We start from the raw sequence: 26,294 nt of genomic DNA, 5'->3' as shown, positions 1-26,294 counted from the left end.
GACGGGCGGAGCCCCGGCGCAGGTTCAAATCCTGCTCCCGCAACCAGATTTCCCAAGCATCGATGAAGACCGCCGGTCAGGCTCATAACCTGAAGGGTCGAGGCCGTCTCGGAAACGCTCCAGTGGAGCGTTTCAGGTCTCGACGGGCGGAGCCCCGGCGCAGGTTTAAATCCTGCTCCCGCAACCAGATTTCCCCAGGCATAGATGAAGACCGCCCGTCAGGCGCAGAACCTGAAGGGCCAAGGCCGTCTCGGAAACGCTCCGGGGGAGCGGTTCAGGCCGTGGCGGGCGGCAGTCCGGGCGCAGGTTCAAATCCTGCTCCCCAGAACCGAACGCGGCGGCTGGTGCGTTGGCATGAATCGGCGCATCCCACACTCCGGCCTTGCCGGCGCGGTCGGCTTGCTCCTAATTGCGGCCATGATCATGCGCGCTCTTCTTTCCAGCCTTGTCTTCTCGGTCGCATGCGCGGGTGCGGCGGTCCGCGCCCATCCGCACGTGTTCGTCGATGCCGGCTTCGAGCTGCTCTTCGATGCAAAGGGCCAGCTTTCGGCGGTTCGGATCGACTGGGCCTATGACGAATTCTATTCGCTGATGCTGATCGAGGAGAACGGGCTCGACAATGATGGCGATGGGACGCCCGAGCAGGCGGCTCTCGACGCCTATGCCGGGCACGATGTCGATTGGGCCGCGGGTTTTCCGGGCGATTTCGATCTCGAGCAGGGAGGGGAAGCGGTGGTTCTGGACGGGCCCGTGATGCACCGGGCCCGGTTCGAGCAGGGGCGGGTCGTCACCTCGCATGTCCGCCCGCTTGCCGCGCCGCTCGACATGACCGACGGCGCGGTGATCGCGCGCGCCTATGATCCGAGCTATTTCGTCGCCTATGATGTGCCGGTCGCCCCGGCCATTTCCGGCCGGACGGGCTGCACGCTCGACCGCGAAGCGGTCGATTACGGCGCGGCCGAGGCGGAATATGCCGACCGCCTTGCCGCGATCGACGCGACGTCCGATCCGTTCGAGCAGGTCGATCTTCCCGATATCGGCGTGATGTTCGCCGATCGTTTCGTGCTGACATGCGCCCCGTTCTCCTGATCTTTCCCCTCCTGCTGGTCGCGGCCGGGGTCTGGGCGCTGGCGACCGGCCTGGACCATGAGGTCGGCCGCTGGGCCGCGGGCTGGCAACGCGAACTCCAGAACGCCCTGGCGGGCGGTCTGCGCGCGCTGAGAGCCGGAGAGCCCGGGGCCATCGCCGCGCTTGTGGGCCTGTGCTTCGGCTATGGGTTCGTCCACGCCCTGGGGCCGGGACATGGCAAGTTCCTGATCGGAGGCTATGGCGTGAGCAGCCAGGTGCCGTTGCTCAGGCTGTCGCTGATCTCGCTTTTCTCCGCGATCGGACAGGCGCTCACCGCGATCATTCTGGTGCTCGCGGGGCTGTTCCTCATGGGGTGGACCCGCGGCCAGATGACCGGTGTGGCCGAAACCGTCATGCTGCCGCTCAGCGCCATCGCCATCGGTCTCATCGGCGCCTGGCTCGCGCTTCGCGGGGGGCGCAGGCTGTGGCGCCTGCGGGCCCCGCCCGCCATGGCCGCGCATGCGGCGCATGACCATTCGGGCGGCTGCGGTTGCGGTCATCGCCATGGACCGAGCGTCGAAGAGGTCCGGCAGGCGGGCGGCCTGCGCGACGCGGCGGCGCTGATCTGCGGGATCGCCATCCGGCCCTGCTCGGGCGCGATCCTGCTGCTCGTCCTGACCTGGCACATGGATATCCTCGCGGCGGGGGTTCTCGGAACGCTGGCGATGTCCCTGGGCACGGCCGCGCTCACCATTCTCGTGGCGGCGGGCAGCGTGTTCATCCGCCATGGCACGCGACTTTCCCTCGGGGGGGCGCGGGCCGCCTATGCCTTGCCGGTCATCGAGATGTTCGCCGGGGCCGCGGTCCTGGCCGTCGCGTTCCAGATGGCGGGACCGGCGCTCTAGGGGGCAGGAGAGGGCGTGCCGCTGCCGCGCCGCCGGGAAAGCTGGCGCCGTGCCGGGTGGCGGCAGGCGCGGGGATGATGGGTCGCGCCTGCGGTCTTTGCGGTCTTTGCGGCGGGTGCGGCGGGATCACCCGCCGAGACCGGCCAGCCAGAGATACAGCGGCAGGCCCACCGTGATGTTGAAGGGGAACGTCACGCCCAGCGAAAGCGTCAGGTAGATCCCGGATTCGGCCTTGGGCAGGGCGATGCGCATCGCCGCCGGGACCGCGATGTAGGAGGCGGAGGCGGACAGGACCATCAGCAAAAAAAGGCTTCCGGTCTGCAACCCGATCGCCGAGCCGGCCGCCCAGCCCAGCAGCGCCCCGATGACCGGCATCAGCAGGCCGAAGGAGAACAGCCCCGGATTGAGCATGTGGCGATTGCTCAGCAGGCTCCGGCCGGCGGAAAGACCCATGTCGAGCAGAAAGAGACACAGAATGCCGGTGAAGGGCGTGACCACGAAGGGGGCGATCATCTCCATCCCCTTGTCCTGCGTCACGGCGCCGATCAGGAAGGCCCCCGACAGCAGCACCACCGATCCGTTGGCGAACAGCTCCCGGGCCGGCACGCGACCGGTGGTCCGATCCCCGGAATAGCGATGCGCGATCCACAGCGCCGAGAGGATCGCCGGGACCTCCATGCTCGCGGCGACGGCGACCATGTAGCCGTCGAAGGCGATGCCCGACAGATCGAGCAGGCTGGAGGCGGCGACGAAGGTCACGATCGAGATCGAGCCGTAATGCCCCGCCACCGCCGCCGCGTTCAGCGGGTCGAGCCGGGTCATGACGCGCAGCAGCAAGAACGCGAGGAACGGGATCAGGAAGGACAACAGCAGCCCCGCCAGGATCGCCAGGAGCAGGTCACCGCGCAAACCGTGCTCCGCGAGGCTGTGCCCGCCTTTGAAGCCGATGGCCAGCAGAAGATAGAGCGACATGAACTTGGCGGCGCCCTCGGGGATGGACAGGTCGCTTCGGACCACCGCCGCGATCAGGCCGAGGACGAAGAACAGGATGGTCGGCACCATGAGGTTGCCGGACAAGGTATCGAAGACGGCAGACATTCGCGAACTCCATTCGGGTCCGCGCTTATTGCCGCGTTCTTTTCTATAGCTTAAATACTTTATGACCGGATTTCGGATAGCTTGAGGCTATGGGTGAGACCCACGCTGCGCCAAATGGAATACATCGTCACGGTGCATCAGCTCGGCGGGTTCGGGCTGGCGGCGGAGACCTTGCATGTGAGCCAGCCGAGCCTGTCCAGCCAGATCGCCGCGGTGGAGACCGATCTTGGCGTGCGGCTTTTCCAGCGGGGGCGCGGCGGCACGCGCGCCACGGCCAAGGGGCTCGAATTCGTTCATCGCGCGCGGCGCATCCTCGCGGAGGTGGACACCCTGCGCGGGATCATGACCTCCGCCTTGCCCTTTGGCGGGCGGCTTCGGCTCGGCGTGCTGCCGTCGATCGGCCCCTATCTTCTGCCGCAGGTGATGCGATCGCTGCATCGCGATCAGCCCGATCTGCGCGTGGTCGTGCGCGAGGAGAACACCCTGCAACTCGACGAGGGGATCCGCAACGGCCGCTTCGATGCGATCATTTCCACGCCGGAAGATCACCCCAATACCTGGCAGCGTCCCCTGTTCACGGAGCCGCTCTGGGTGGCGGTCTCGACGGATCATCCGATCGCCGCGCTGGCCAGCGTCGGCGCGGGCGAGCTGGCGGGCCAGCGCCTGCTGACGCTGGATACCGGGCACCGGCTGGCGCGCATCGTCTATGGTCTCGCCGGTCTCAGCGGTGGCATCGTGTCGGACGACTACGAGGGCACGAGCCTCGATTCCATCGTGCTGATGGCCGCCACCGGCGCCGGGGTGGCGGTGCTTCCCGATCTTTTCGCCCGGCGGCAGGCCATCCACCGCGAGGAAATAGCCGTCAGGCCGCTGGTGATGGCGGATGCCGACCGGGGGATCAGCCTGTTGTTTCCGGCCGACCAGCCCTTTGACGAAGGCCGCGACCGCCTGACCGGCGCGATACGAGACGCCGCCAGGTCGCTCGAGCTGGCCGTGTCCGAAGTCTGAAGGCCTCCCGCCCGGCGCCCCGGACAGCCGTGCCGGATGACAGGCCGAAGCGCGGCGAAGAGCCGGGCTTTACCCGATCAGGCGGCGGGGTGCGGTTTCAGCGGGGGCGGGTGGCAGGCAAGGCTGGCGCCGCGCCACGGCGCGCCAGCCGCCTGCAGCGCTCGGAGCAGTAGCGCACGGAGGGCCAGTCGCGGGCCCATTTCCTGCGCCATGTGAACGGGCGCGCGCATTGGGCGCAGAGCTTTTCGGGCAGGTCGGATTTCTTGCGGGTTTTCATGGCGCGGTCTCGCTGGCCCGGCGGCGGGGCTCGTGTCATCGCTTTCATGTGGCGGGGCCGGGGCGGCGTCACAACCCGCCGCGCGAAAAGGACGCGGATCGCGGCGGCCGACGGTCGCGATCGGGCTGCTCCGCGGGGCCCGAACCCGAATCACCTCGCCTCCGGCAGAGCGGCGATTCGCGACAATACGGCCCGTTCGCAAGCATCGTTTCGGCTGCGTGGCACATGCCCCGGAATGCTGTCTTCTCGCCACGATTTCGCCACGAAGCGTGACCTTCAGGACCCGGTCGTCACGATCCGGGCCGTCCTTTGGAAGGGGCGGCGGCGCATAAGTAGAGGGGGCGTTTCCATGGCCAGACTAAACCATAAGTATGAACGCAACTGATCTCCCCAAAGCGTTCAATCGCGACGGCGCGTGACACGCAGACGTGACGGGCTGCCGTGATGATGAGCGGAAAAGCGTCGGTATAACGGCGCTTTATGGGCGGATTTTGTGTTGTCGGGCGCCAGCGGACTTTGCCGGTTTCCGGTGAGCCCCTAGTTTCGGTCCCCAGCGGCGTCCCGACCCGCGGCCGATCCGGGCAGGGCAAGGACGAAGAGGGTGATGATGAGGATCATGGTTGTGAACAGCGGGCTGGCCGAACGGCAAGGCTTTGGAGCCGGCGCATTGTCGCGTGGCGCGTCGGCATCGGCATCGGGGTGCGGCGACCGGGTGCGGCGCGCGCGGAATCCTTCGGGGTTCTACCGTCGCCACGCCAAGCGCTGGGCCGATCTCGCCCTGGCGATTCTCATGATTCTGCCGGTGACGGCGGTGGTCGCGATCATCGCCGCTCTGGTCGCGCTGGATGGCGGCCGCCCGTTCTACGTGCAGCCGCGCGTCGGGCTCAGGGGCCGGATCTTTCCGATGTTCAAGATCCGCACCATGGTGCCCGATGCCGAGGCCGCGCTCGAGCGGCACCTGGAATCGGACCCCGCGGCGCGTGCCGAATGGGCGCACCACCAGAAGCTGCGCAACGATCCGCGCGTCACCCGGCTCGGCCAGTTCCTGCGCCGCAGCTCGCTCGACGAGCTGCCACAGTTCTACAACGTGCTGCGCGGCGACATGGCGCTGGTCGGGCCGCGCCCCTTCATGCCGTCGCAGCAGGCCTATTACGGCGGAAGCGAATATTACGCCCTGCGGCCCGGCATCACGGGCTTCTGGCAGACCTCGGTGCGCAACGAGGCCAGCTTCGTGCAGCGCGCCGCCTATGATCGCAGCTACTACCACGCGCTGTCGCCGATGACCGACCTGCGGACGATCTGGCGCACCCTGCGCGTGGTGATGCGCGGCACCGGCTCCTGACCGGGGCCGCCGCCGGACGGCGCGGCGCCTAGGCGCCGCCGCCCTGCCGGGACCACGGCAATGCCATCGCCGTGCCGCGCCACCCTGCCAGGTGGGGCGGCACTTTGCTGAACAGGGGGCCCATGCCGAACGTCATCGCCTCGATCGCCCTGCTGGTCTGGCCGCTGGTCACGCTGGCGCTGTTTCGGCGGCTGCGGCCCGGCACGGCCTTGGTGGCGAGCCTGCTGGCGGGGTACCTGCTCCTGCCGCCCTTGCCGGCGGAGTTCGACCCGCCGCTTCTGCCCTCTCTCAACAAGAGCACGATCCCGAGCCTGTCGGTGCTCTTCGTGGCGCTCGCGCTGCGGCGGCTGGGGCCGGGCGACCTCGTGCCGCGGCATCCGCTGATGCAGGCGGCGCTCGCGGCCTTCGTGCTGTCGCCGCTGATGACGGTGCTGCGCAATGACGACCCGCTGGCCTTCGGGCCGCTGATCCTGCCGGCGCTGCGGGTGATAGAGATCCCGGGGCTGCTGATCCAGCAATGGCTTCTGGCGGTGCCGTTCCTGATGGCGCGCGCCTTTCTGCGCGACGAGGCGGAGCACCGCCTGCTGCTCTGGGCGCTGGTGGCGGGCGGGCTGGCCTACACGCTGCCGATCCTGATCGAGGTCCGGCTCAGCCCGCAGCTCAACACGTGGATCTACGGCTATTTCCAGCACAGCTTCAGCCAGATGGTCCGCGGCGACGGCTTCCGGCCCATCGTGTTTCTCTATCACGGGCTCTGGGTCGCGTTCTTCGTGGCGATGACCGTGCTGGCCGCGCTCGGTCTCGCGCGCGAGGCGCGCGGGCGCCGCGCGGTCGGGCTCTGGATCGCGGGCGCCGGGCTCATGGTCGTGCTGGTGCTGGCCAAGTCGCTGGCGCCGCTGCTTTACGTGCTGCTGCTGGCGCCCGCGATCCTTCTGGCGCCGCGCCGGGTCCAGCTTCTGGGCGCGGCGGCGATGGCGGCGCTGTCGCTGGGCTACCCGCTGCTCAAGGGCGCGGATCTGGTGCCGCAGGAGCGGCTGCTCGAATGGGCGGGCGACATCAGCGCCGACCGGGCGCAATCGCTCGGGTTCCGCTTCGACAACGAGGACGTGCTGCTGGAGCGGGCGATGGAGCGGCCGGTCTTCGGCTGGGGCATCTGGGGCCGCAACCTGCTCTATGACCGCGAAAGCGGGCGCGAGATCACCGTCACCGACGGGCGCTGGCTGGTGGTGATCGGGGTGTTCGGCTGGGTCGGGTTTCTGGCCGAGTTCGGGCTTCTGGCCTTTCCGGTGCTGCGGCTGTGGATCGGCGCGGGCCGGGCGCCGCCCGGCGCGGCGACGGTGACGCTGGCGGTGATCCTCGGCATGAACCTCGTCGACCTGCTGCCCAACGCGACGCTGACGCCGCTGACCTTTCTCGCGGCGGGCGCGATACTGGGCCGGGTCGAGGCGGCGCTCGCGCAGGCGCGCGCGCGCGCGGCGCCGCCGCCGCTGCGGACCGTGCTGTGAGCCGCTGGGCCGGGCTGCGGGCGGTGGGGCTGGTGTTGACCCTGTGGGCGGCGCTGGCGGGCGGCCCTTCCGCGGCGCGGGCCGCGCCGGCGCTGGGCATGAACCTCGCCGGGATTTCCGACTGGTCGACCCAGCACCCGTTTCTCGACCTGATGAAGACCTCGCGGCCCTGGATCGGCCACCTGTCGGGGCAGTGGGGCGGCGTGGACGCCGAGGCGATGGCGGCGCGCGGCCACGTCGCGCCCGGCGGGCGGCTGCTGTCGCTGCCCGATGAGGTGTCGCATGTCGGCACGCTGATCCTCACCGACCAGCCCGAGGCGGCGGTCTCGCTGTCGGGGCGCTACGTGCTGCGCCATGAGGGGCGGGGCGCGATCTCGGTCGGCGGGCGGGGGCGCGCGGTGTCGCGCGCCCCCGGTGAGATCCGCTTCGACTACGCGCCGGGGCCGGGCGCGGTGGAGATCGAGATCCGCGCCATCGACCCCGGCGACCCGCTGCGCGATATCACGGTGGTGCGCGAGGACCGGCTGCCCCATGCGGGCGCGGGGGCGCTGTTCAACCCCGACTGGCTGGCGCGGATCTCCGATCTGCGGCTGCTGCGCTTCATGGACTGGATGCAGACCAACGGCGCCGTGCAGCGCCATTGGGCGGACCGGCCCCGCCCCGGCGACCAGCGCTGGACCGATGGCGTTCCGGTCGAGGTGATGGCGCGGCTTGCCAACGAGATCGGCGCCGATCCGTGGGTGACGCTGCCGCACATGGCCGATGATGATTACGTGCGGCGCTTTGCGACCCATTTGCGCGACCATCTCGATCCCCGCCTGAAAATCCATGCCGAATGGTCGAACGAGGTCTGGAATTTCGGTTTCGGGCAGGCGCGCTGGGCGCAGGCCCGCGCGCGCGATCTCTGGGGGGCGGATGCACCCGGCGATGCGTGGATGCAGTTCGCGGGGCTGCGCGCAGCACAGGTCGCCGACATCTGGGCCGAGGTCTTTGGCGCGCAGGCAAGGACGCGGCTGGTGCGGGTCCTTGCCACGCAAACCGATTGGCCGGGGCTGGAGGCGGCGGCGCTCGACGCGCCGCTGGCGGTGGCGCAAGGCGCCCGGCCTCCTGCCGAAAGCTTCGACGCCTATGCCGTCACCGGCTATGTCGGCCACGAGGTCGGCGCGGATGCGGATCTCGGCGACTGGCGGGGCTGGATCGCCGATGGCACCGCCAAAAAGCGGGCTCTCGCCATGCTCCGGGCCGATGTCGCGGATCTCTCCGGCCGGCTCTGGCCGCATCACGCGAAGGTCGCGGCGCGGCACGGCCTGCGGCTGGTGATGTACGAGGCCGGGCCGCACCTGGTGGCGGGACCAAAGGGGCGCGACGATCCGGCGCTGACCGGTTTTCTGGCCGATCTGACCCACGCCCCGGAAATCCCGGAGATCATCGACGGGGTGATGGCGGGCTGGCGCGCGGCCGGGGGCACGCAGGCCACCGCCTATCTCGATATCGCGCCCGCCTCGCGCTGGGGCAGCTGGGGCGCGCTGCGCCATCTCGATGATGCCTCGCCGCTCTGGGAGGCGTGGATGCGCCACAATCGCGACGGCGTGGATTGGGAGAGGCGCGCGCCCGGCAGCTTCGACGACGGGCTGGTGCTCGAAGGCGCCGCCGCCGCCGAGCGGCTGGTCGGCACGGTCGAGGAGGACCTGCTCCTGGGCGGCGGCGGAGACGACGTGATCCATGCCGGGCCGGGGGATCGCATCAATGGCGGGCCGGGACGCGACCGGGTGGTGTTGCCCGCCGCGTGGCGCGCCCGGCCCGTGGCATGGGAGGGCGCGCGGCTGGCGATCGGCACGGGGCCGTCGCGCATCGTTCTGGCCGGGATCGAGGAGATCGCCTATGGAAGCGAGACCGGTCCCGCGACCCTGACGGAGACGCTGCGATGAGCGCGCCGATGCCGATGGAGATCCTGATCCCCGCCAGCAACGAGGCGGCGCTGATCGGCGCCTGCCTCGACGCGCTGGCCGCCAGCGATGCCGTGCCCGGCCCGCTGCGCGTCACCGTCATCGCCAATGGCTGCCACGACGATACCGCCGGGGTGGCGCGCCGCCGCCGCCCCGGATTCGAGCGCCGCGATTTGCGGCTGCGGGTGATCGAGCGGGCCGAGGGGTCGAAGATCGCCGCGCTCAACGCGGGCGAGGCCGACCTGCCGGGGGATGCGATCCGGGTCTATCTCGACGCCGACGTGACGGTGTCGCCGCCGCTTCTGGCGCAGCTTCACGCGGCGCTGGGCACACCGGCGCCGCTCTATGCCAGTGGCCGTCCCCGGATCACCGGGCAGGGCCGCGTCGCGCGCGCCTATGCGCGGCTCTGGGCGCGGCTGCCCTTCATGGCGCAGGGCGTGCCGGGCTGCGGGCTCTTCGCCGTGAGCCCGGCGGGCCGGGCCCGCTGGGGCGCGTTTCCCGACCTCATCTCGGATGACGGCTTCGTGCGGCTGTGCTTCGCCCCCGAAGAGCGGATCGCGCTGGCGGCCAGCTATGACTGGCCGGTGGCCGAAGGCTTCGGGTCGCTGCTGCGGGTGCGCCGGCGGCAGGATGCGGGCATGGCCGAGATCGCCCGGCTTCACCCCGAGATGCTCGCGCGCGAGGGCAAGCCAGCCTTGGGGGCGACCGGTGCCGCGCGGCTGGCGCTGCGTGACCCTTGGGGCTTTGCGGTCTACGGCGCGGTCGCGCTCGGTGTCCGGCTTGCCCCCGCGCCAGACGACTGGAGCCGCGGCCGGTGAGCGCGGCGCTCTGGGGGCGGATGCGCTCTGGCGATATCGGCGGGCGGGCGCTGCGTTCGGCGGCGATCATGATTCTGGGCTTCGGCGCGGGACAGGCGCTGCGGCTCCTGTCCAACCTGCTGCTGACCCGGCTTTTGTTTCCCGAGGCCTTCGGCATCATGGCGATCGTCATGGTGTTCATGATGGGTCTCGCGATGTTCTCGGACATGGGCATTTCGCCCGCCATCATGCAAAGCCGCCGCGGCGACGATCCCGATTTCCTCGACACGGCATGGACGATCCAGATCGGGCGCGGCGTGGCGCTGTGGCTGGCGGCGCTGGCGCTCTCGTGGCCGGTTGCGCAGTGGTATGGCGAGCCGGCGTTGACGCAATACCTGCCGGTGGCGGCGCTGGCGCTGATCGTCAACGGCTTCAACCCGACCAGGCTCGAGACCGCGCATCGCCATTTGCGCGCGGGCCGGGTCACGCTGATCGAGCTGGCGACCCAGAGCACGCAGCTTCTGGCCGGTCTGGCGCTGGCCTGGGCCTGGGGCTCGGTCTGGGCGCTGGTGGTGTCGGGGCTGGTGGGGGCGCTGGCGCAGCTCGCCTATCTCAACCTGTTCCTGCCGGGCCATCGCAACCGGCTGCGATTTGAACGGCGGGCGGCGCATGAATTGGTGCGGTTCGGCAAGTGGATCTTCCTGTCGACCGTGGCGGGGTTCCTGCTGGCGCAGGGCGACCGGGTGCTGATCGGCGGCCATCTCTCGATGGCGGATTTCGGCGTCTACAACATCGGGCTGTTCCTCGCGAGCTTTCCGATGATGCTTGGGCAGATGGTGACGCGGCGGGTGCTGATCCCGGTCTATCGCGACAACCCGCCGGGCGCGAGCGCGGCCAATTTCGCGCGGCTGCGGCGGCTCAGGACGCTGGCGAGCGCGGGGCTTTTGGGGGCGGTGGCGGCGCTGGCGATCCTGGGCGACGCGCTGATCGCGGTGATGTATGACGGGCGCTACGCGATGGCGGGGGGCGTGGTCGTGCTGGTGGCGGTGCTGCAGATCCCGGTGCTGGTCGGTCTGAGCTATGAACAGGCGGCGCTGGCCTCGGGCCGCTCGCGCCGGTTTTTCGTGCTGCAGGCCGCGCGCGCCGGGCTGACGCTCGCCGGGCTGGCGCTGGGCCTCGCCTGGGGCGGGTTCCTGGGCGGGCTGTTGGGGCAGGGCGCGGCCTATCTTCTGGCCTATCCGGTGCTGGTCTGGGTGGCGCGCCGCGAGGACGCGTGGGATCCGCTGCACGACGCCGTGGCCGCGACGGCCGGTCTGGCGCTGGCGGCGCTGGCGCTGGCGGCGAACTGGCCCGCCATCGCCGCGTTGGGCATGGTCGGGCCGGGATAAGTCATGCGCCCCGGCAGGACCGGCAAGGGGCCGGAAAACTGCCGTAATTTCCGACTAGCCAATCACGTGAACAATACGCGATACAGGGACGGATTATGTCGGGGGCGGAGGATCGGGATACGGGCGACATCGCCATCACCGGCATGGCCGTGGACCTGCCCGGCGCCGCCACGCTCGACGCGTTCTGGGACATGCTGGCCGCGAATCGCAGCGCGATCCGCCGTCTTTCCCCCGAGGAGCTGGCCCGCGCGGGCGTGAGCGCGGAGGAGATGCGCCGCCCCGGCTACGTGCCCTTCGGCGCGCCGCTCGAAGGCCACGACCTGTTCGATGCGGGGTTCTTCGGGCTGACCCCGCGCGAGGCCGAGATCATGGACCCGCAGCATCGCCGCTTCATCGAAACGGCGTGGGCGGCGCTCGAAAACGCGGGCCACGCGCCCGAGCGTTTCGACGGCGCGATCGGCGTCTATGCGGGCTGCGGCCCGAACGACTACTACATGCGCAACATCATGGGCAACGCCGCGCTGATCGAAAGCACCGGCGCCTTCCTCTTGCGCCACACCGGCAACGACAAGGATTTCCTCGCCACGCGGCTGGCGCACATGCTCGACCTGACCGGCCCCGCCGTGTCGGTGCAGACGGCCTGCTCGACCTCTCTGGTGGCGATCCACATGGCGGCGCAGGCGCTGCTCACCGGCGAATGCGACATGGCATTGGCGGGCGGCGTGACGATCGAGACGCCACAGGGGCGCGGATACCAATGGCGCGAGGGCGAGATCCTGTCGCCCGACGGCGCCTGCCGCGCCTTCGACCACCGCGCCGCCGGAACCGTCTTCGGCTCGGGCGCGGCGGCGGTGGTGCTGCGCCGGCTCGAAGACGCGCGCGCGGATGGCGACCATGTCTGGGCCGTGCTCAAGGGCAGCGCCATCAACAATGACGGCGCGCGCAAGGCCAACTACCTCGCCCCGTCGGTCGAGGGGCAGGCGCGGGCGGTCAGCTCGGCGCTGCGCATGGCCGGGGCCGGAGCCGACACGATCGGCTTCGTCGAGTGCCACGGCACCGGCACGCCGCTGGGCGATCCGATCGAGGTCGCGGCGCTGACCCGCGCCTTTCGCGAAACGACCGATGCGGCGGGCTTTTGCCGGATCGGCTCGGTCAAGACCGGGATCGGCCACACCGACACCGCCGCGGGGGCGGCGGCGGTGATCAAGACGGCGCTGGCGCTGCATCACCGCATCATCCCCGGCACGCCCGGCTTCGAGGCGCCGAACCCGGCGCTGGCGCTCGACGGCGCGCCTTTCGCGGTCGCCGCCGACACCGCGCCTTGGCCGCGCGGCGCGGCACCGCGCCGCGCGGGCGTCAACTCGCTCGGGGTGGGGGGCACCAATGCCCACGCGGTGCTGGAGGAGGCGCCGGAGCCTGCGCCCCCGGTCGAAAGCGACTGGCCGTTCCAGCTGATCCGCGTCTCCGCCCGCTCGCGCGCGGCGCTCGACGCCACGGCGGCGCGGCTGGCCGCGCATCTGCGCGCGCATCCCGGGCAGCCGCTGGCCGACGTGGCGCATACGCTGGCCAGGGGGCGTCGGGCGCTGCCGCATCGCCGGGTGCTTGTGGCCGACAACCACGCCGAGGCCGCCGATCTGTTGGACGGGCGTGATCCCTCCCGCGCGCCGGGTCATGTCGCGCAAGGCGATCCGGAAATCCTGTTCATGTTCCCCGGCGGCGGGGCGCAGCAGCCGGGCATGGGCCGCGATCTCTACGAGACCGAGCCGGTGTTCCGCGACTGGATGGATCGCGGCTTCGCCGCCATGGGGTCGCAGGAGGCGGTCTTGCGCGCCCTCTGGGCTCCGGCCCCGGGCGACGAGGCGCGCGCCGAAGCCGAGCTGCGCCGCCCGTCGCTGCAGCTGCCGCTCCTGCTGATCGTCGAACACGCGCTGGCGCGGCTCTGGATCGGCTGGGGCGTGGTGCCCGACCGGCTGGTCGGCCATTCGATGGGCGAAAACGCGGCGGCGGTGCTGGCCGGGATCATGTCCTTCGAAGAGGCGCTGGACCTGGTGCGGCTGCGCGGCGCGCTGTTCGAGGAGATCGAACCGGGCGCGATGCTGTCGGTGGCGCTCGATGCGGATGGCTTGCGCGCGCGTCTTGGCCCGGATCTCGATCTCGCCGCGATCAACGCGCCGGGGCTGAGCGTGGCGTCGGGCCCGGTCGCGGCGATCGCGGCGCTGGCCGAGCGGCTCGACGCCGAAGGGATCGAGAGCCGCCGCATCCCGATCGAGGTGGCCGCGCATAGCCGCCTGCTCGACCCGATCCTGCCGCGCTTCGAGGCGCATCTGCGTGGCATGACCCTGTCGCCGCCGCGCATTCCCGTCCTCTCCAACCGCAGCGGCCGGGTGCTGACCGATGCCGAGGCGACCGATCCCGGCTACTGGGCCGGTCACCTGCGCCACACGGTCGATTTCGACGGCGCGCTGCACGGGTTGGACGAGGCGGCGCGGATCTGCATCGAGATCGGGCCGGGCGGCGTGCTCGGCAGCCTCGCCGCGCAGCAGCCGGGCATCGGGCCGGGCCGGGTGCTGGCCGGTCTGCGTCCCGCGCGCGAACCGGGGGGCGACGACCGCTGGATGGTTCTGGCGCTGGGCCGTCTGTGGGCAATGGGCGGGCGCTTCGACGAGGCGCAGCTTGCGGGCGAGGGGCGGCGGCGGGTGCCGCTGCCGGGCTACGTCTTCGAGCGGTCGCGCCATTACGTCGAACCGGTCGCGGCGGCGGCGCGGCCCGCCGAAACGCCCGAGCCCCTGCGCGAGGCGGACCCGTCGCGCTGGGCGTGGACGCCCGGCTGGCAGCGCCGCTATCCCGACGGCCCCTTCGAGGCGGGCGGCGATCTTTCGGCGGTGCCCGCCGCGACATGGCTGGTGTTTCTCGACGAGACCGGCCTCGGCGCCGCCTTGACGGCGCGGCTGCGGGCCGCCGGGCACCGCGTCGTCACGGTGATGGCGGGCGCGGTCGAAGGGCGCACCGGCCCCGAAAGCTGGCAGCTGCCGCCCGAAGGCGGGCAGGATCCGCTCGACCGGCTTTTTGCGGCGCTGGCGCGCGAGGAGATGTTGCCCGACCGGTTGCTGCATCTGTGGAGCGTCACCGGCGCCGCGGAGCCGCGCCTGTCGCCGATGCATGTGCAGGCGATGCAGGAGCGCGGCTTCTGGAGCCTGCTGCATATCGCGCGGGCCTGGCAGGCCGGGCAGGGCGACACGCCGCTGCGCCTGTTGGCGGTGAGCAGCGGCGCGCAGGCGGTGCATCCCGCAGAGCGGCCCGACCCGGCCAAGGCGATGCTGGACGGGCCCGCCATGGTGATCCCGCGCGAATTGCCGGGGCTTGCGATCTCGCGGCTCGATCTCGCCCGGCCGCGCCGCGCCACGCGCGCCGCGCAGGCCGAGGCGGTGCTCGAAGAGGCGCTGTCATCGCCCGATCCCGCGCCGGTGGCGTGGCGTGACGGGGTGCGGCGGGTCCGGGTGCCGCGCCGCGTCACACTCTCCGGCACGCCGGACCTGCCGCTGCGCCACGGCGGCGCGGTGCTGATCACCGGCGGGCTCGGCGGTATCGGCCTGACGCTGGCCGAGACGCTGGTGCGCGACTGGGGGGCGGGGATCGCGCTGGTGTCGCGCCGGGCGCTGCCGCCGCGCGCGGACTGGCCGGGGCTGGCCGCGGCGGGCGGCGATCTGGCGGAGCTGTTGCGCGCGCTCTTGCGGCTCGAAGCCTGGGGCGCGCGGATCGAGGTCCTTGCCGCCGACGTCACCGACCCCGAGCAGATGCGCGCGGTCCGGGACATGGCCGAGGCGCGGCTCGGCCCGCTCAGCGGCGTGATCCATGCCGCGGGGCTGCTCGACGACGCGCCGGTGCTGGGCCGTTCGGCCGAGGCCAGCGAAGCGGTGATCGCGCCCAAGCTGCGCGGTCTGATGGTGCTCGATGCGCTGTTCCCGGATGGGCGGCTCGACTGGATGGCGCTGTGCGGCTCCAGCTCCGGCTGGACCGCGCCGCCGGGGCAGGCCGACTACGTCGCCGCCAACGCCGCGCTCGACGCCTATGCCCGGTCGCGGGCCGGCGGGGCGACCCGCGTCGTGGCGATCGACTGGGGCATCTGGGCCGATACCGGCATGGCCGCCGGGGGCGGGGTGCGGGACACCGGCGATGACCTGCCCGACGACCTGCCCCCCGGTGCGCCGCTCGGCCTGCCGATGCTGGAGCGCCGGGTCGCGGAGGAAAGCCCGGACCGTCCCGGACGGGATGGCGGGGCGGTCTTCGCGGCGCGCTGGTCCCCGGCCAAGTGCTGGTTCCTCGACCAGCACCGGACGCGGGCGGGCGACGCGGTGCTGCCCGGATCGGGCTACCCCGAGCTTCTGGCCGAAGCGGTCTCGCCCGCGGGCTTCGCCCCGTTCGAGGCGCGCGACCTGCAGTTTTTCGCGCCGCTGCGCACCCCGGATGCCGGGACCACCCGCATCCGGCTGCGCTGTGCCCCGGACGATGCCGCGCAGGCGGTCGAGATCGAGGCCGCGCCGCCCGGAGAGCCATGGGAGCCGGTCGCGATGGCGCGGCTGTGGCCGCTCATGGGGGCTGCGGCTGATGTCGACCCGGCGGCCATCGCCGCGCGGCTGCCCGCCCCGCGCCGCCTGATGCTGCCGCAGGGCGCGCATCTCGATTTCGGGGCGCAGTGGCAGATCAGGGGCGAGGCCGCGTGGCGCGACGGCGAGGGGCTGGCCCGGCTGCGCCTGCCGGAGGGGAGCGCGACGGGCTTCGCGCTGCATCCGGGGCTTTTCGACATCGCCACCGGCTGGGCGATCGGTCGGGTGCCGGGGTATGACGCCGCGCGGCTCTGGGTGCCGACGGGCCATGCCGGGCTGCGCGTCCACGCGCCTCTCCCGCCCGAGATCCTGAGCCATGTGCGCTTGACGCCGGGCGGTCCCGGCACGGCCCGGTTCGACATCGTGCTGGCCACCTCCGAAGGCCGGGTCTGCGTCGAGATCGCGGGCTTCGAGATGCGGATGCTGCCCGAGGGGGCGGGTTTCGGCGCCGCTTTGCCGCGCGCGGCGGGGCCGGACCGGCTTGACGCCGCGCGCCGTCACGGCATTCGACGCGCCGAGGGCGGGCGGGCCTTTCTCGCGGCGATGGGCGCGGGGCTGGCGCAGGTCGCCATGACGCCGCAGCCATTGCCCGAGCTGATCGCCGCCAGCGCGGCGGCGGTCCCGGTCCCGCCAAAGGACGCAGCGCCACCCGATCCGGTCGCGGCGGGGTTCGAAACCGAGACGGAGGCGCGGCTTGCCGCGCAGTGGCGCACATTGCTCGGCGTCGAGGCGATCGGCCCCGATGACAGCTTCTTCGATCTCGGCGGCCATTCCCTCACGGCGGTGCGGCTCTTCGCGGCGATCCGCCGCGAGACCGGGACCATGCTGCCGATCTCGGCGCTGTTCGAGACGCCGACGATCCGTAGCCTCGCGGCCCGGCTCGACGCGTCGGCCGAGGCCGCGCGCGGCCCGGAGACCGGCCCCGCGCCCGCCGCCCCGGCGCGGGTCGCACGGGCGGATGAGTTCACGCATCTCGTGCAGATGAGCCCGGGCGGCGGCGGCACGCCGCTGTTTCTGGTGGCGGGCATGTTCGGCAACGTGATGAACCTGCGTCATCTCGCGCGGCATCTGGGCGACGACCGGCCGGTCTGGGCCCTGCAGGCGCGCGGCGTCGCGGGCGACGTGGCCCCGCATGACAGCTTCGAGGCGGCGGCGCGCGACTATATCGCCGAGATGCGGCGCCTGCATCCGGGTGGGCCTTGGCTGCTTGGCGGCTATTCGGGGGGCGGCATCACCGCGCTCGAAATCGGCCGGCAGCTGCGGCAGGCGGGCGAGGAGGTGGCGGCGTTGCAGATGCTCGACACGCCGCTGCCGGTGCGGCCCAAGCTGGGCCTGCGCGACCGGCTGGCGATCCAGGCGATCGAGCTGCGCGCGGCGGGGATCGCCTATCCGGCGCATTGGGCCTGGCGGCGGCTGCGCTGGGAAATCGACCGCCGCCGCTATGGCCGCGCCGCCGCCGCGCCGGTGCAAAGCCCGGTCGATGCGCGGATCGAGGCCGCCTTCTACGCGGCTTGCGCCGATTACGAATTGCGGCCATGGGACGGCCCGATGACCTTGTACCGGCCACCACTCGCGGGACGCTGGCGCCTGCCGGATGGCCGTCTGGTGAACGAGGAGCGCCATTACGTGCGACGGGACAATGGCTGGAGCGAATGGGCCCCCGCGGTCGAGGTGGTCGAGGTGCCGGGCGACCATGACAGCATGGTGCTCGAACCCAATGCGCGGGCGCTTGGCGCACGGATCGCGGCGCGGCTGTCGGCCTGCGATGCCGGGCGGCCGGACGCGCGGCGACATGCGGCGGAGTAGCGCGCGATGACACGACTGCTGACGGTGATCCTGAACTGGCGCACCCCCGACATGACGCTGCGCGCCGCCGAAAGCGCGCTGGCGGCGATGCAGGGCATCGAGGGCGGCATCGTGATCGTCGACAATGCTTCGGGCGACGGCTCCGAGGCAAAGCTGCGCGCGGGCGTCGCCGCGCGCGGCTGGGCGCCGCGGGTGCGGGTGGTTCAGGCGGGGCGCAATGGCGGCTTTGGCGCGGGCAACAACGCGGGCATCCGCGCCGGGCTTGCCGACGGCGCGCGGCCCGATTTCGTCTATATCCTCAACTCCGACGCCTTTCCCGATCCCGGCGCCGTGGCGGCGCTGATCGCGCATCTCGACGCGCATCCCGAGGCCGGTCTCGCGGGCAGCATGATCCGCGGCGATGACGGGGTGCCGCACCCGGCGGCGTTCCGGTTCCCGTCGGTCTGGTCCGAGATCGAGAGCGCGCTGCGCTTTGGCCCGGCCTCGCGGCTGCTGGCGCGGCGCAAGGTCTGGATCGAGATCCCCGAGCATAGCTGCCGGGTCGACTGGGTCGCCGGGGCGAGCCTGATGCTGCGCCGCGAGGTGCTCGACCGGGTCCAGGGCTTCGACGAGACCTTCTTTCTCTATTTCGAGGAAACCGACCTGTGCCGCCGGGCGCGGGCGGCCGGGTTCGAGACGCATTTCGTGCGCGACAGCCATGTCACCCATATCGGCTCGGTCTCGACGGGCATGCGCGACTGGCGCCGGGTGCCCGATTACTGGTTCGCCTCGCGGCGGCATTATTTCCGCAAGCATCATGGCCGCGCCGGGGCCGGGGCGGCGACGCTGGCGCATCTTTGCGCGGGCGGGGCGCATCGGCTGCGCTGTCTCGTGATGCGCCGCGATCCGGGCGACCCGCCGCGCTTCCTGCGCGATCTGGCGCGGCACGAACTGCGCGGGCTTCGCGCGGCGCGGCCCCTGCGCGACAAGGCAAAGGACGATGCGGCATGAGCGACAGCATCGCCCTCGTGGGCTCCACCGCGCTGAGCCTGGAGACCGCGCGCATGGCGCAGGAGGCCGGGCTGCGCCTGGCGCTGGTGGTCAGCCGCTACGCGCCGCTTTGCGCCTTTGCCGCCGAGCAGGGCATCGCGCTGCACGATCCCGACCGGCTCGATACGCTGCCCGATGGCATCGACTGGCTGATCAGCGCCGGCAATCTCGACATCCTGCCCGGCGCGGCGCTGGCGCGCTTTGCCTCGGGCGCGATCAATTTCCACGACGGCCCGCTGCCCGAACGGGCGGGCCGCAACGCGCCGGTCTGGGCGCTGCTCGACGGCGCGTGCCGCCACGCCGTCACCTGGCACCTGATGACGGCGGGGGTGGATGCGGGCGACATCCTCGTGCGGCGCGATTTCGACATCGCGCCGGACGACACCGCCCAGAGCCTCAACGCGCGCTGTTTCGCGGCGGCGCTGGAGACGCTGCCCGAGCTGTTCGAGCAGATGCGCCACGGCCTGCGGCGCAGGCCGCAATGCGCGATCATGGGCCACAGGCACCGCGCCGCCGACCGGCCGCGCGCCGATGCGTTGATCGACGGGCGCGGGCCGGCCGAGGCGGCGCTGCGGCTGGTGCGGGCGCTCGATCACGGGGCGCATCCCAACCCGCTCTGCTGCCCCAAGATTGCGCATGCGGGCGGGCTGCTGCTGATCGGCGCGGCGCAGCGCAGCGCCACGGACCCGCAGCCCGAACCGCCGGGAACGGTGCGCGCCGTCGCGGGCGACGCGCTGGAGCTGGTGTTCGAGGATGGCGTGCTGCGCCTGTCGGGGCTGCGGGGCCTCGATGGCGCGCCGCCCGTGCTGCCCGCTCCCGGCACCCGCCTGCCGCCGATCCATGACGCGGCGGGGCTGACCGCCCGCATGGCATCCGTGGCGCGGGCCGAGCCCGCCTGGCGCGCGCGGCTCGAAGAGCTGCGTCCCGCCGCGCTGCCGGGGCTGGTCGCGCGACCGGCCCCCCGGAACCTGCCAGAGGAGCGCCGCATCCTCGATCTTCCCGGTTCTCCCGCCCTGCGCGCCGCCGCCTGGGCCGTTCTGGCGGCACGGCTGTGCGATGGCGCGGTGGATGTCGCGCTTGGCCTGCCGGGCGCGGAGGATCCGCATGTGTCGGGCTGGGTGCCGCTGCGGCTGGCGCCCACCCCCGAGGAAACGCTCGCCCGGATCGCGGCGCGGTTGCAGCCCGAGATCGACGCCGCGCGCGCCGAAGGCGGGTTCGCGGCGGATCTGCCGGTGCGGATCGGCGTGGTCCCGCCGGTTCTGGCGCTGGGGCCGGGGCGGCCCCGCGGCGCGCGGCTGGGTTTCGATCCCGAAACCGCGACGCTTTGGGCCGAAGGCGGCGCGCTGCTGCCCGGCGCGCTCGACCTTCTGGCCGGGCGCCTGACGGCGCTGATGGGGGCGGGGGCCGACACGCCCAGCGCCGCGCTGCCCGCGCTGCCGCCCGACGAGGCGGCGCTGCTGATAGAGACGTGGAACGCCACCGAGGGGCCGGTGCCCGGCGGCACGATCCACGCCGCCATCGCGGCGCAAGCCGGGGCCGACCCGGACGGCACGGCGCTCATTTTCAACGAGGAGCGGCTCAGCCACGCGGCGCTCGAGGCGCGCGCGAACCGCATGGCGCGGGTGCTGCGCGACATGGGGGCGGGGCCGGGCACGCGCGTCGGGCTCTACCTGAACCGTTCGGCCGAAATGGTCGTGGCGCTGCTCGCGGTGCTCAAGACCGGCGCGGCCTACCTGCCGCTCGATCCGGGCTATCCGGCGGAGCGGATCGCGCTCTATCTCGATGACAGCGCCGCCGGGATCGTGATCACCGAAGCCGGGCTCGCCGCGACCCTGCCGCCCGGTCCGGCGCAGGTGCTGCGGCTCGACGATGCGAGGCTGGCGCGCGCCTCCGATGCGCCGCTCGGGGAGTTGGCGGCGGGGGACGACCTCGCCTATCTCATCTACACCTCCGGTTCGACCGGCCGCCCCAAGGGGGTGATGATCGAGCATCGCCACGTGTTGAACTTCTTCGAAGGCATGGACGAAAGGGTGCCACACGGGCCGGGCGATGCGCTGCTCGCGGTGACCTCGATCTCCTTCGACATCTCGGTGCTCGAACTGTTCTGGTCGCTGTCGCGCGGCGTCACGCTGGTGATCCAGGGCGATGCGGAGCGCATGATCACCTCTTCGGGGCCGGTGGCGCCAACCGCCGCGACCGCCGGGGCGGGTCCGTCGCTGAGCCTGTTCTACTGGGGCCACGAGGAGAGCGACACGGGCGATTACGCGCTCCTGCTCGACGGGGCGCGCTTTGCCGATGCGCATGGCTTCGAGGCGGTCTGGACGCCCGAGCGGCATTTCCACGGCTTTGGCGCGGCCTATCCCAACCCGGCGGTGACCGGCGCGGCGGTGGCGGCCGTCACCTCGCGCGTGGCGATCCGGGCGGGCAGCTGCGTGGCGCCGCTGCACCACCCGGCGCGGATCGCCGAGGATTGGGCGGTGATCGACCGGCTGTCGGGCGGGCGCGCCGGTCTGGCGCTGGCGGCGGGCTGGCAGCCGCAGGATTTCGTGCTGCGCCCCGAGGCCGCGCCGCCCGCCAACCGCGCCGCGCTGGGCGCGGCGGTGCAGGCGGTGCGCAAGCTGTGGCGCGGCGAGCCGGTGGCCTTTGCCGATGCGAACGGAGAGATGCACGAGGTGCTGACCCGCCCGCGCCCGGTCTCGGCGGAGCTGCCGCTGTGGATCACCATCGCGGGCAACCCCCAAAGCTGGCGCGAGGCGGGGCTGATGGGGGCCAACGTGCTGACGCATCTGCTGGGCCAGAGCGTCGAGGATCTCGGGCGGCGCATCATCGAATGGCGCGCCGCTCTGGCCGAGGCCGGGCATGATCCGGCGACGCGGCGGGTGACGGTGATGCTGCACGCCTATCTCGACGAGAGCCGAGACGCCGCGCGCGCGGCGGCGCGTGGGCCGATGACCGATTACCTGCGTTCGGCGGCCGGGCTGATCGCGCGTCATGCCGCGGCCTTTCCGGCGTTCCGGCGCGGCGCGAACGGCGCGGTCGATCCCGCCGCGCTGACGCCCGAGGAGGAGGCGGCGGTGCTCGACCACGCCTTCGAGCGGTATTTCGAGGAGCAGGGCCTGTTCGGCACGATCGAGGACGGGCGCGCGCGCTGCGCGCAGCTGCACGCGATCGGGGTCGACGAGATCGCCTGCCTGATCGATTTCGGTCTCGCGCCCGAGCGGGTGATGGAGGGGCTGCCGCGTCTTGCGGAACTGGTCACCTCGTCCTCACGCGAGACGGCCCCGCCCGCCCGCGACCGCTCCATCGCGGCGCAGATCCGGCGTCACGGCATCACCCACATGCAATGCACGCCCTCGATGGCGCGGATGCTGGTCGCCGACGAGGTCAGCCGCGCGGCACTCGGGCGCCTGCGCCACATGCTGGTGGGGGGCGAGGCGCTGCCCGCCGCGCTGGCCGGGGAGCTGCGCGATGCCGGTGTCGGGCACCTGGAGAACATGTACGGGCCGACCGAAACCACGGTCTGGTCGGCCAGCGCCACGATCGGGCCCGGGGTGCAGCCCCCGGTCATCGGGCGGCCGATCCGCAACACGCGGACCTATGTGCTGGATGCGGACATGTGCCCTTGCCCGGTCGGGCAGGAGGGAGAGCTGTGGATCGGCGGCGCCGGCGTGGCGCGCGGCTACTGGAACCGGGGGGATCTCACCGAAGAGCGGTTTCGCCCCGATCCCTTCGTGGCCGGGGCGCGGATCTATCGCACCGGCGATCTCGCGCGCTGGCGCGCCGACGGGATGCTCGACTTCATCGGCCGCGCCGATGGGCAGGTGAAGCTGCGCGGCCACCGGATCGAGCTGGGCGAGGTCGAGGCGGCGCTGGACGCGATATCGCGGCACGGCCCCAGCGTCGCCGTCCTGCGCGAGGATCGGCCCGGCGATCTCCGCCTCGTCGCCTATCTCGAAACCACGGCGCCGATCGACGAGGCGGCGCTGCGCCGCGCGCTCGGGGCGCGGCTGCCGGCGATCATGGTGCCCGCGCGGATCGTGACGCTCGAGCGGTTTCCGCTGACGCCCAACCGCAAGACCGACCGCGCGGCGATGCCCGCGCCGCTGGCGCAGGCCAGGCGGGCAGACCCACCCGTCGCCCCGCGTCCGGCCCCTGCACCCGCGCCCCGGCGCGGCGAAGCCATGGCGGCGGTCGCGGCGATCTGGCGCGAGCTGCTCGGCGTGGAGGAGCTGGCTCCCGGCGACAGCTTCTTCGATCTTGGCGGGCATTCGCTGCTGGCGGTGCGGGCGCATCGCGAGATCCGCGACCGGATCGGCGTGCCGGGGCTGAAGATCACCGATATCTTCGGTCTGCCGCGGCTGGGCGATCTCGTGGCGCGGATCGAGACCGAGATCGCGCCCGCGGGCACCGAGGCGCCCGCGCCCGTCCCGGCGCAGGGCACGCGCGAGGAGATGATGGCGCGGCGCAGGCAATTGCGGGCGCGGCGGCTGGGCCATGTCTGACCTCGTGGCGGTGATCGAGCGGCTGGGCGGCGCGGGCGTCGCGGCGGCCATGGTGCCGGTGGGGGCGGGCGGCGCGTGCTGGCCCGAAGAGGCGGCGGCGATGACGCGGGCCCGCCCGGCGCGGCGGGCCGGGTTCGCCGCCGGGCGCGCGGCGGCGCGCGCCGCCATGCGCCGCCTTGGCCACGCGCCAATGGCGGTACCGATGGGCGCGGACCGGGCCCCGGTCTGGCCCGAGGGGCTCTGCGGCTCGATCAGCCATGACGACGCGCTGGCCGTGGCGGCGCTGTGCCGCGGCGGCCCCGAAATCGGGATCGACATCGAACCCGCGCTGCCGATCGAACCGGGGCTCTGGCCGGAGATCGCCGATGCAGAGGAGCTGGCGGCGACGGGGCTTGCGCCCGGCCTCGCGGCGCGGTTGGTGTTCTGCGTCAAGGAAGCCGCCTTCAAGGCGCAGTTTCCGGCCAGCCGCCGGATGCTGGGCTTCGACGCGATGCGGATCGCGCGCGATGGCGACCGGGTCGTGGCGCGGCTGCGGCATCGGGCCGGACCCCACGCGCCGGGCACCGCGTTCCACGGGGGCTGGGCGCGCTGCGCGGGCCGCTTCGTGGTGGTCATGCGGGCGCCCGTCGGGCCGGGGCCGGTTTCGGGTGGCGCAACACTGAGTTGACCGGGCGCTTTGCCATGGTCGGATGTCACCGGAAGGCCTAGATTGTGGCTTGGGTGTGGCGGCAATTGGACCGGCGCGGAGGGTTTCGGCCCTTTGCGACGAACGGGAGTCGGTCATGGAGTATCTTGCCACGCTGCGCGACCTGCGCGGTGCGCTGCGCCGCCAGGCCTGGGTGATCGCCTTTGTCTGCGCGCTCGGGATTCCCTTCGTGCTGTGGTTCGCGCTGACCCGTCCGCCCGCCTATGAGGCGACGGCGGTGATCCAGATCGAGACACCGCTGGTCGATTCGGGCCGCGAGGCCGCCAGCGCCGCCGACACGCAGCTCGACCTGATCGAACAGCAGGTGATGGCGCGCGCCACCGTGCTCGGTCTCGCGGAGCGGTTCGGGCTGTTTCCCGATCTCGCCGCGAATGAGCGTCTGGCCCAGACCCGCGACGCGATCGAGATCACCAAGCTGGTGGATCCGGCGCTGGCCTGGCGGCCCGAAACCGTACCGTCTGGCCTGTCGATCACGGTCGAGCTGGGCGAGGCCCGGCTCGCGGCCGACGTCGCCAACGCCGTGCTCAACGAGATCGTCTCGGTCGCGCAGAACCGGCGCGAGGGCCGGGCCGCGCGGACGCTGGAGTTCTATGAAAGCGAGGAGGCGCGGCTCGGAAAGCGGCTCGCCGCGCTGGAGGCCGATTTCGCCCGTTTCCAGGAGGCGAATTTCGACGCGCTGCCCGGCAGCCTGCCCGCGCAGCGCGATCAGCTGTCGCGGCTGGTGGCCCAGCGCATCGATATCGAACAGCAGATCATCGCCTTCGAGACCGGCTCCGACCGGTTGCGCGAAGAGGAGGTGACGCGCCGCCGCGCCCTGCTTGAACAGCAGCGCCGGCTGATCACCGACAACATCGCCCGGATCGAGGCCGCGCTCGCCGCCGCGCCCGAGACCGAGCGGCGTTACAATGATTTCATCCGCCGCCGCGACCAGCTTCAGCAGGCGCTCTCTGCCGTGACCGGGCGGCGGGCCGAAGCGGCGATGGCGCAGCTGCTCGAAAGCCGGGACGAGACCACGCGCTTCGAGATCCTCGAAGAGGCGGTGGCGCCCGATTACGCCTCCTCCTCCTCGCGCCGCAAGCTGGCCATGGCGGGCGGGGTGGGGGTGCTGCTCGCCGCGCTGGGGATGGCCCTGTCGCTCGAGGCGGTGAACCCGCAGATCCGCAGCGCGGCCCAGCTCGAACGGGCGCTGGGCGTGCGGCCCGTGGTGGTGATCCCCGAGCTCGACCGGCGGCAGGCGCGGCGCCATGCGCGGCGCGTGCGCCACCGCGAGGCCGGGCGGTTTCTCGGGATCTGGGGGCGGCTCGGCCGTGGCCTGCGCTTCTGGCGGCGCAACCGCCCGGCCTGATCGGGTCAGCCGGTGCCGGAGGCGCGTTCCTCCTCGGCCCGGTTGAGCACCATGCCGAGGACCGGCTTGTCCGCGCCGATGCGGCGCACCGCCTCGCGGATCTGTTCGGCGCTGTTGTGCCCGGCGCCCACCACCATCAGCACGCAGTCATAGCGGTCGCGAAACGCGGTCACGTCGTCATTCGACAACGCCGGCGGCAGGTCGAACAGCACCGCGTCGGGGGCGAACTCCGCCTCCATCCGGTCGAGCACCTGTCCCGCCTTGGGGTCCTGCAAAAGCTCGGCCGGGTAGGTTTCGACCCGGTCGTTGAGCCCGACCGCGAGACCGCCGATGCCCAGAAGGTTCTGCCCGACCCGTTGCAGCTGCGTGGCGCTCGGCGTGGTGCCGCGCAGCCAGTCGGCGATGGGCGCGGGGGCGGGCGCGCCGAGCATCTGCGACAGCCCCGGCGCGCGCATGTCGAGATCGAGCAGCACGGTGCGCCGGTTCTCGTAGCGGGCCATCGCGATGGCGAGATTGGCGGCGGTGAAGGACTTGCCGCAGCCGCGGGTCGGCGAGGTGATCGCCACCCGGCTCCAGCCATGCTCGTCGAGCGCCTGCAACGTCCGGGTGCGCAGCAGGTCGAAGGCGGCATGGGCCGGGTCGCGGCGGCTCGCGGTGATGACGAGATTGTCCTCGAGCAGCGCCTCGTCGACGGGGATGCGGCGCAGATTGTTCCACGGGTCATGCAGCTGCGGCAGATGCGTGTCGGGTTCGGCATCGCCCAGCACCGCGGCGCGCAGCGCGCGCAGGGTCGGATCGGGCGGTTCGGCGGCGGGCGCGGCGGGCTTGGGCGCGGCGGGCCGTTCAAGCGCCGCGATCCGGTCGAGGATCGCCGCGCGCGCGCCCGCCCCGAGCCGCTTGCGGCCATCCCGTCTGCTGCGCTCGCCCATTTTCGCCTATCCCGTAACCGGTTCATTCGCCGCCAAGAA

Annotated in this window: 16 protein-coding genes; 13 read left to right on the top strand and 3 right to left on the bottom strand. The window is 72.3% G+C overall.

Translation table 11 applies throughout. From position 1 onward, the window contains the following. Positions 1-204: 204 nt before the first annotated feature. Together LOKHON_RS10545 and LOKHON_RS10540 are read left to right on the top strand one after the other, a co-directional pair. Positions 205-1,089 carry a DUF1007 family protein gene (locus LOKHON_RS10545; protein WP_245631456.1) on the top strand — a complete coding sequence of 295 codons (885 nt, stop codon included), beginning with the start codon at positions 205-207 and terminating at the stop codon, positions 1,087-1,089. Beyond that, entirely contained in the window at positions 1,071-1,973 is a 903-nt protein-coding gene (locus LOKHON_RS10540; protein ID WP_017929624.1) for a nickel/cobalt transporter, read from the top strand. Before LOKHON_RS10545 ends, LOKHON_RS10540 begins: the two co-directional genes overlap by 19 nt. A gap of 126 nt (positions 1,974-2,099) precedes the next feature. Here the strand turns inward: LOKHON_RS10540 and LOKHON_RS10535 are convergent, their stop codons facing one another. Continuing rightward, positions 2,100-3,071, bottom strand: coding sequence for a sodium-dependent bicarbonate transport family permease (locus tag LOKHON_RS10535; RefSeq protein WP_017929623.1), 972 nt, complete (start codon positions 3,069-3,071; stop codon positions 2,100-2,102). 93 nt (positions 3,072-3,164) lie between these two features. On the opposite strand from LOKHON_RS10535, the gene LOKHON_RS10530 reads away from it, so the two are divergent. Continuing rightward, complete coding sequence (locus LOKHON_RS10530; protein ID WP_110549287.1) at positions 3,165-4,079, top strand: hydrogen peroxide-inducible genes activator; 915 nt, start codon at positions 3,165-3,167, stop codon at positions 4,077-4,079. A gap of 97 nt (positions 4,080-4,176) precedes the next feature. Here the strand turns inward: LOKHON_RS10530 and LOKHON_RS15695 are convergent, their stop codons facing one another. Continuing rightward, positions 4,177-4,356 (bottom strand): DUF2256 domain-containing protein, encoded by a 180-nt coding sequence (locus tag LOKHON_RS15695; RefSeq protein WP_081610630.1) that lies wholly within the window; start codon positions 4,354-4,356, stop codon positions 4,177-4,179. 607 nt (positions 4,357-4,963) lie between these two features. Here LOKHON_RS15695 and LOKHON_RS10525 point away from each other — a divergent pair. The 10 genes from LOKHON_RS10525 to LOKHON_RS10480 all read left to right on the top strand — a co-directional run bounded on the left by LOKHON_RS10525 (position 4,964) and on the right by LOKHON_RS10480 (position 25,326). Further along, a complete protein-coding gene (locus LOKHON_RS10525) occupies positions 4,964-5,698 on the top strand; it encodes a sugar transferase (protein ID WP_245631455.1) in 735 nt (244 codons plus the stop codon). Positions 5,699-5,820: 122 nt separating this feature from the next. Then, positions 5,821-7,203, top strand: coding sequence for a hypothetical protein (locus LOKHON_RS10520; protein ID WP_017929620.1), 1,383 nt, complete (start codon positions 5,821-5,823; stop codon positions 7,201-7,203). Further along, positions 7,200-9,131: a hypothetical protein gene (locus LOKHON_RS10515; protein WP_017929619.1), complete on the top strand. Its 1,932-nt coding sequence runs from the start codon at positions 7,200-7,202 to the stop codon at positions 9,129-9,131. The genes LOKHON_RS10520 and LOKHON_RS10515 overlap by 4 nt, the downstream gene beginning before the upstream one ends. Then, positions 9,128-9,967 carry a glycosyltransferase gene (locus tag LOKHON_RS10510; protein WP_017929618.1) on the top strand — a complete coding sequence of 280 codons (840 nt, stop codon included), beginning with the start codon at positions 9,128-9,130 and terminating at the stop codon, positions 9,965-9,967. Before LOKHON_RS10515 ends, LOKHON_RS10510 begins: the two co-directional genes overlap by 4 nt. Further along, positions 9,964-11,334, top strand: a complete 1,371-nt coding sequence (locus tag LOKHON_RS10505) for an oligosaccharide flippase family protein (protein WP_017929617.1) — start codon at positions 9,964-9,966, stop codon at positions 11,332-11,334. The genes LOKHON_RS10510 and LOKHON_RS10505 overlap by 4 nt, the downstream gene beginning before the upstream one ends. Before the next feature lie 95 nt (positions 11,335-11,429). Continuing rightward, on the top strand, positions 11,430-17,744 hold the full coding sequence (locus tag LOKHON_RS10500) for a type I polyketide synthase (RefSeq protein ID WP_017929616.1): 6,315 nt from the start codon (positions 11,430-11,432) through the stop codon (positions 17,742-17,744). Between the two features lie 6 nt (positions 17,745-17,750). Next, positions 17,751-18,734 carry a glycosyltransferase gene (locus LOKHON_RS10495; RefSeq protein ID WP_017929615.1) on the top strand — a complete coding sequence of 328 codons (984 nt, stop codon included), beginning with the start codon at positions 17,751-17,753 and terminating at the stop codon, positions 18,732-18,734. Further along, the gene (locus tag LOKHON_RS10490) at positions 18,731-23,275 is read left to right on the top strand and encodes a MupA/Atu3671 family FMN-dependent luciferase-like monooxygenase (RefSeq protein ID WP_017929614.1); all 4,545 of its coding nucleotides are present in this window, start codon (positions 18,731-18,733) and stop codon (positions 23,273-23,275) included. Before LOKHON_RS10495 ends, LOKHON_RS10490 begins: the two co-directional genes overlap by 4 nt. Continuing rightward, positions 23,268-23,942, top strand: coding sequence for a 4'-phosphopantetheinyl transferase family protein (locus tag LOKHON_RS10485; protein WP_017929613.1), 675 nt, complete (start codon positions 23,268-23,270; stop codon positions 23,940-23,942). The genes LOKHON_RS10490 and LOKHON_RS10485 overlap by 8 nt, the downstream gene beginning before the upstream one ends. 115 nt (positions 23,943-24,057) lie before the next feature. Further along, positions 24,058-25,326 (top strand): GumC domain-containing protein, encoded by a 1,269-nt coding sequence (locus tag LOKHON_RS10480; protein ID WP_017929612.1) that lies wholly within the window; start codon positions 24,058-24,060, stop codon positions 25,324-25,326. A gap of 5 nt (positions 25,327-25,331) precedes the next feature. On the opposite strand, the gene LOKHON_RS10475 is transcribed toward LOKHON_RS10480, so the two are convergent. Continuing rightward, the gene (locus LOKHON_RS10475; RefSeq protein ID WP_017929611.1) at positions 25,332-26,255 is read right to left on the bottom strand and encodes a CpsD/CapB family tyrosine-protein kinase; all 924 of its coding nucleotides are present in this window, start codon (positions 26,253-26,255) and stop codon (positions 25,332-25,334) included. Positions 26,256-26,294: the final 39 nt, after the last annotated feature.

This window comes from Limimaricola hongkongensis DSM 17492, from assembly GCF_000600975.2.
Lineage (GTDB): Bacteria > Pseudomonadota > Alphaproteobacteria > Rhodobacterales > Rhodobacteraceae > Limimaricola > Limimaricola hongkongensis.
This window is presented reverse-complemented; position numbering and strand designations above follow the sequence as displayed.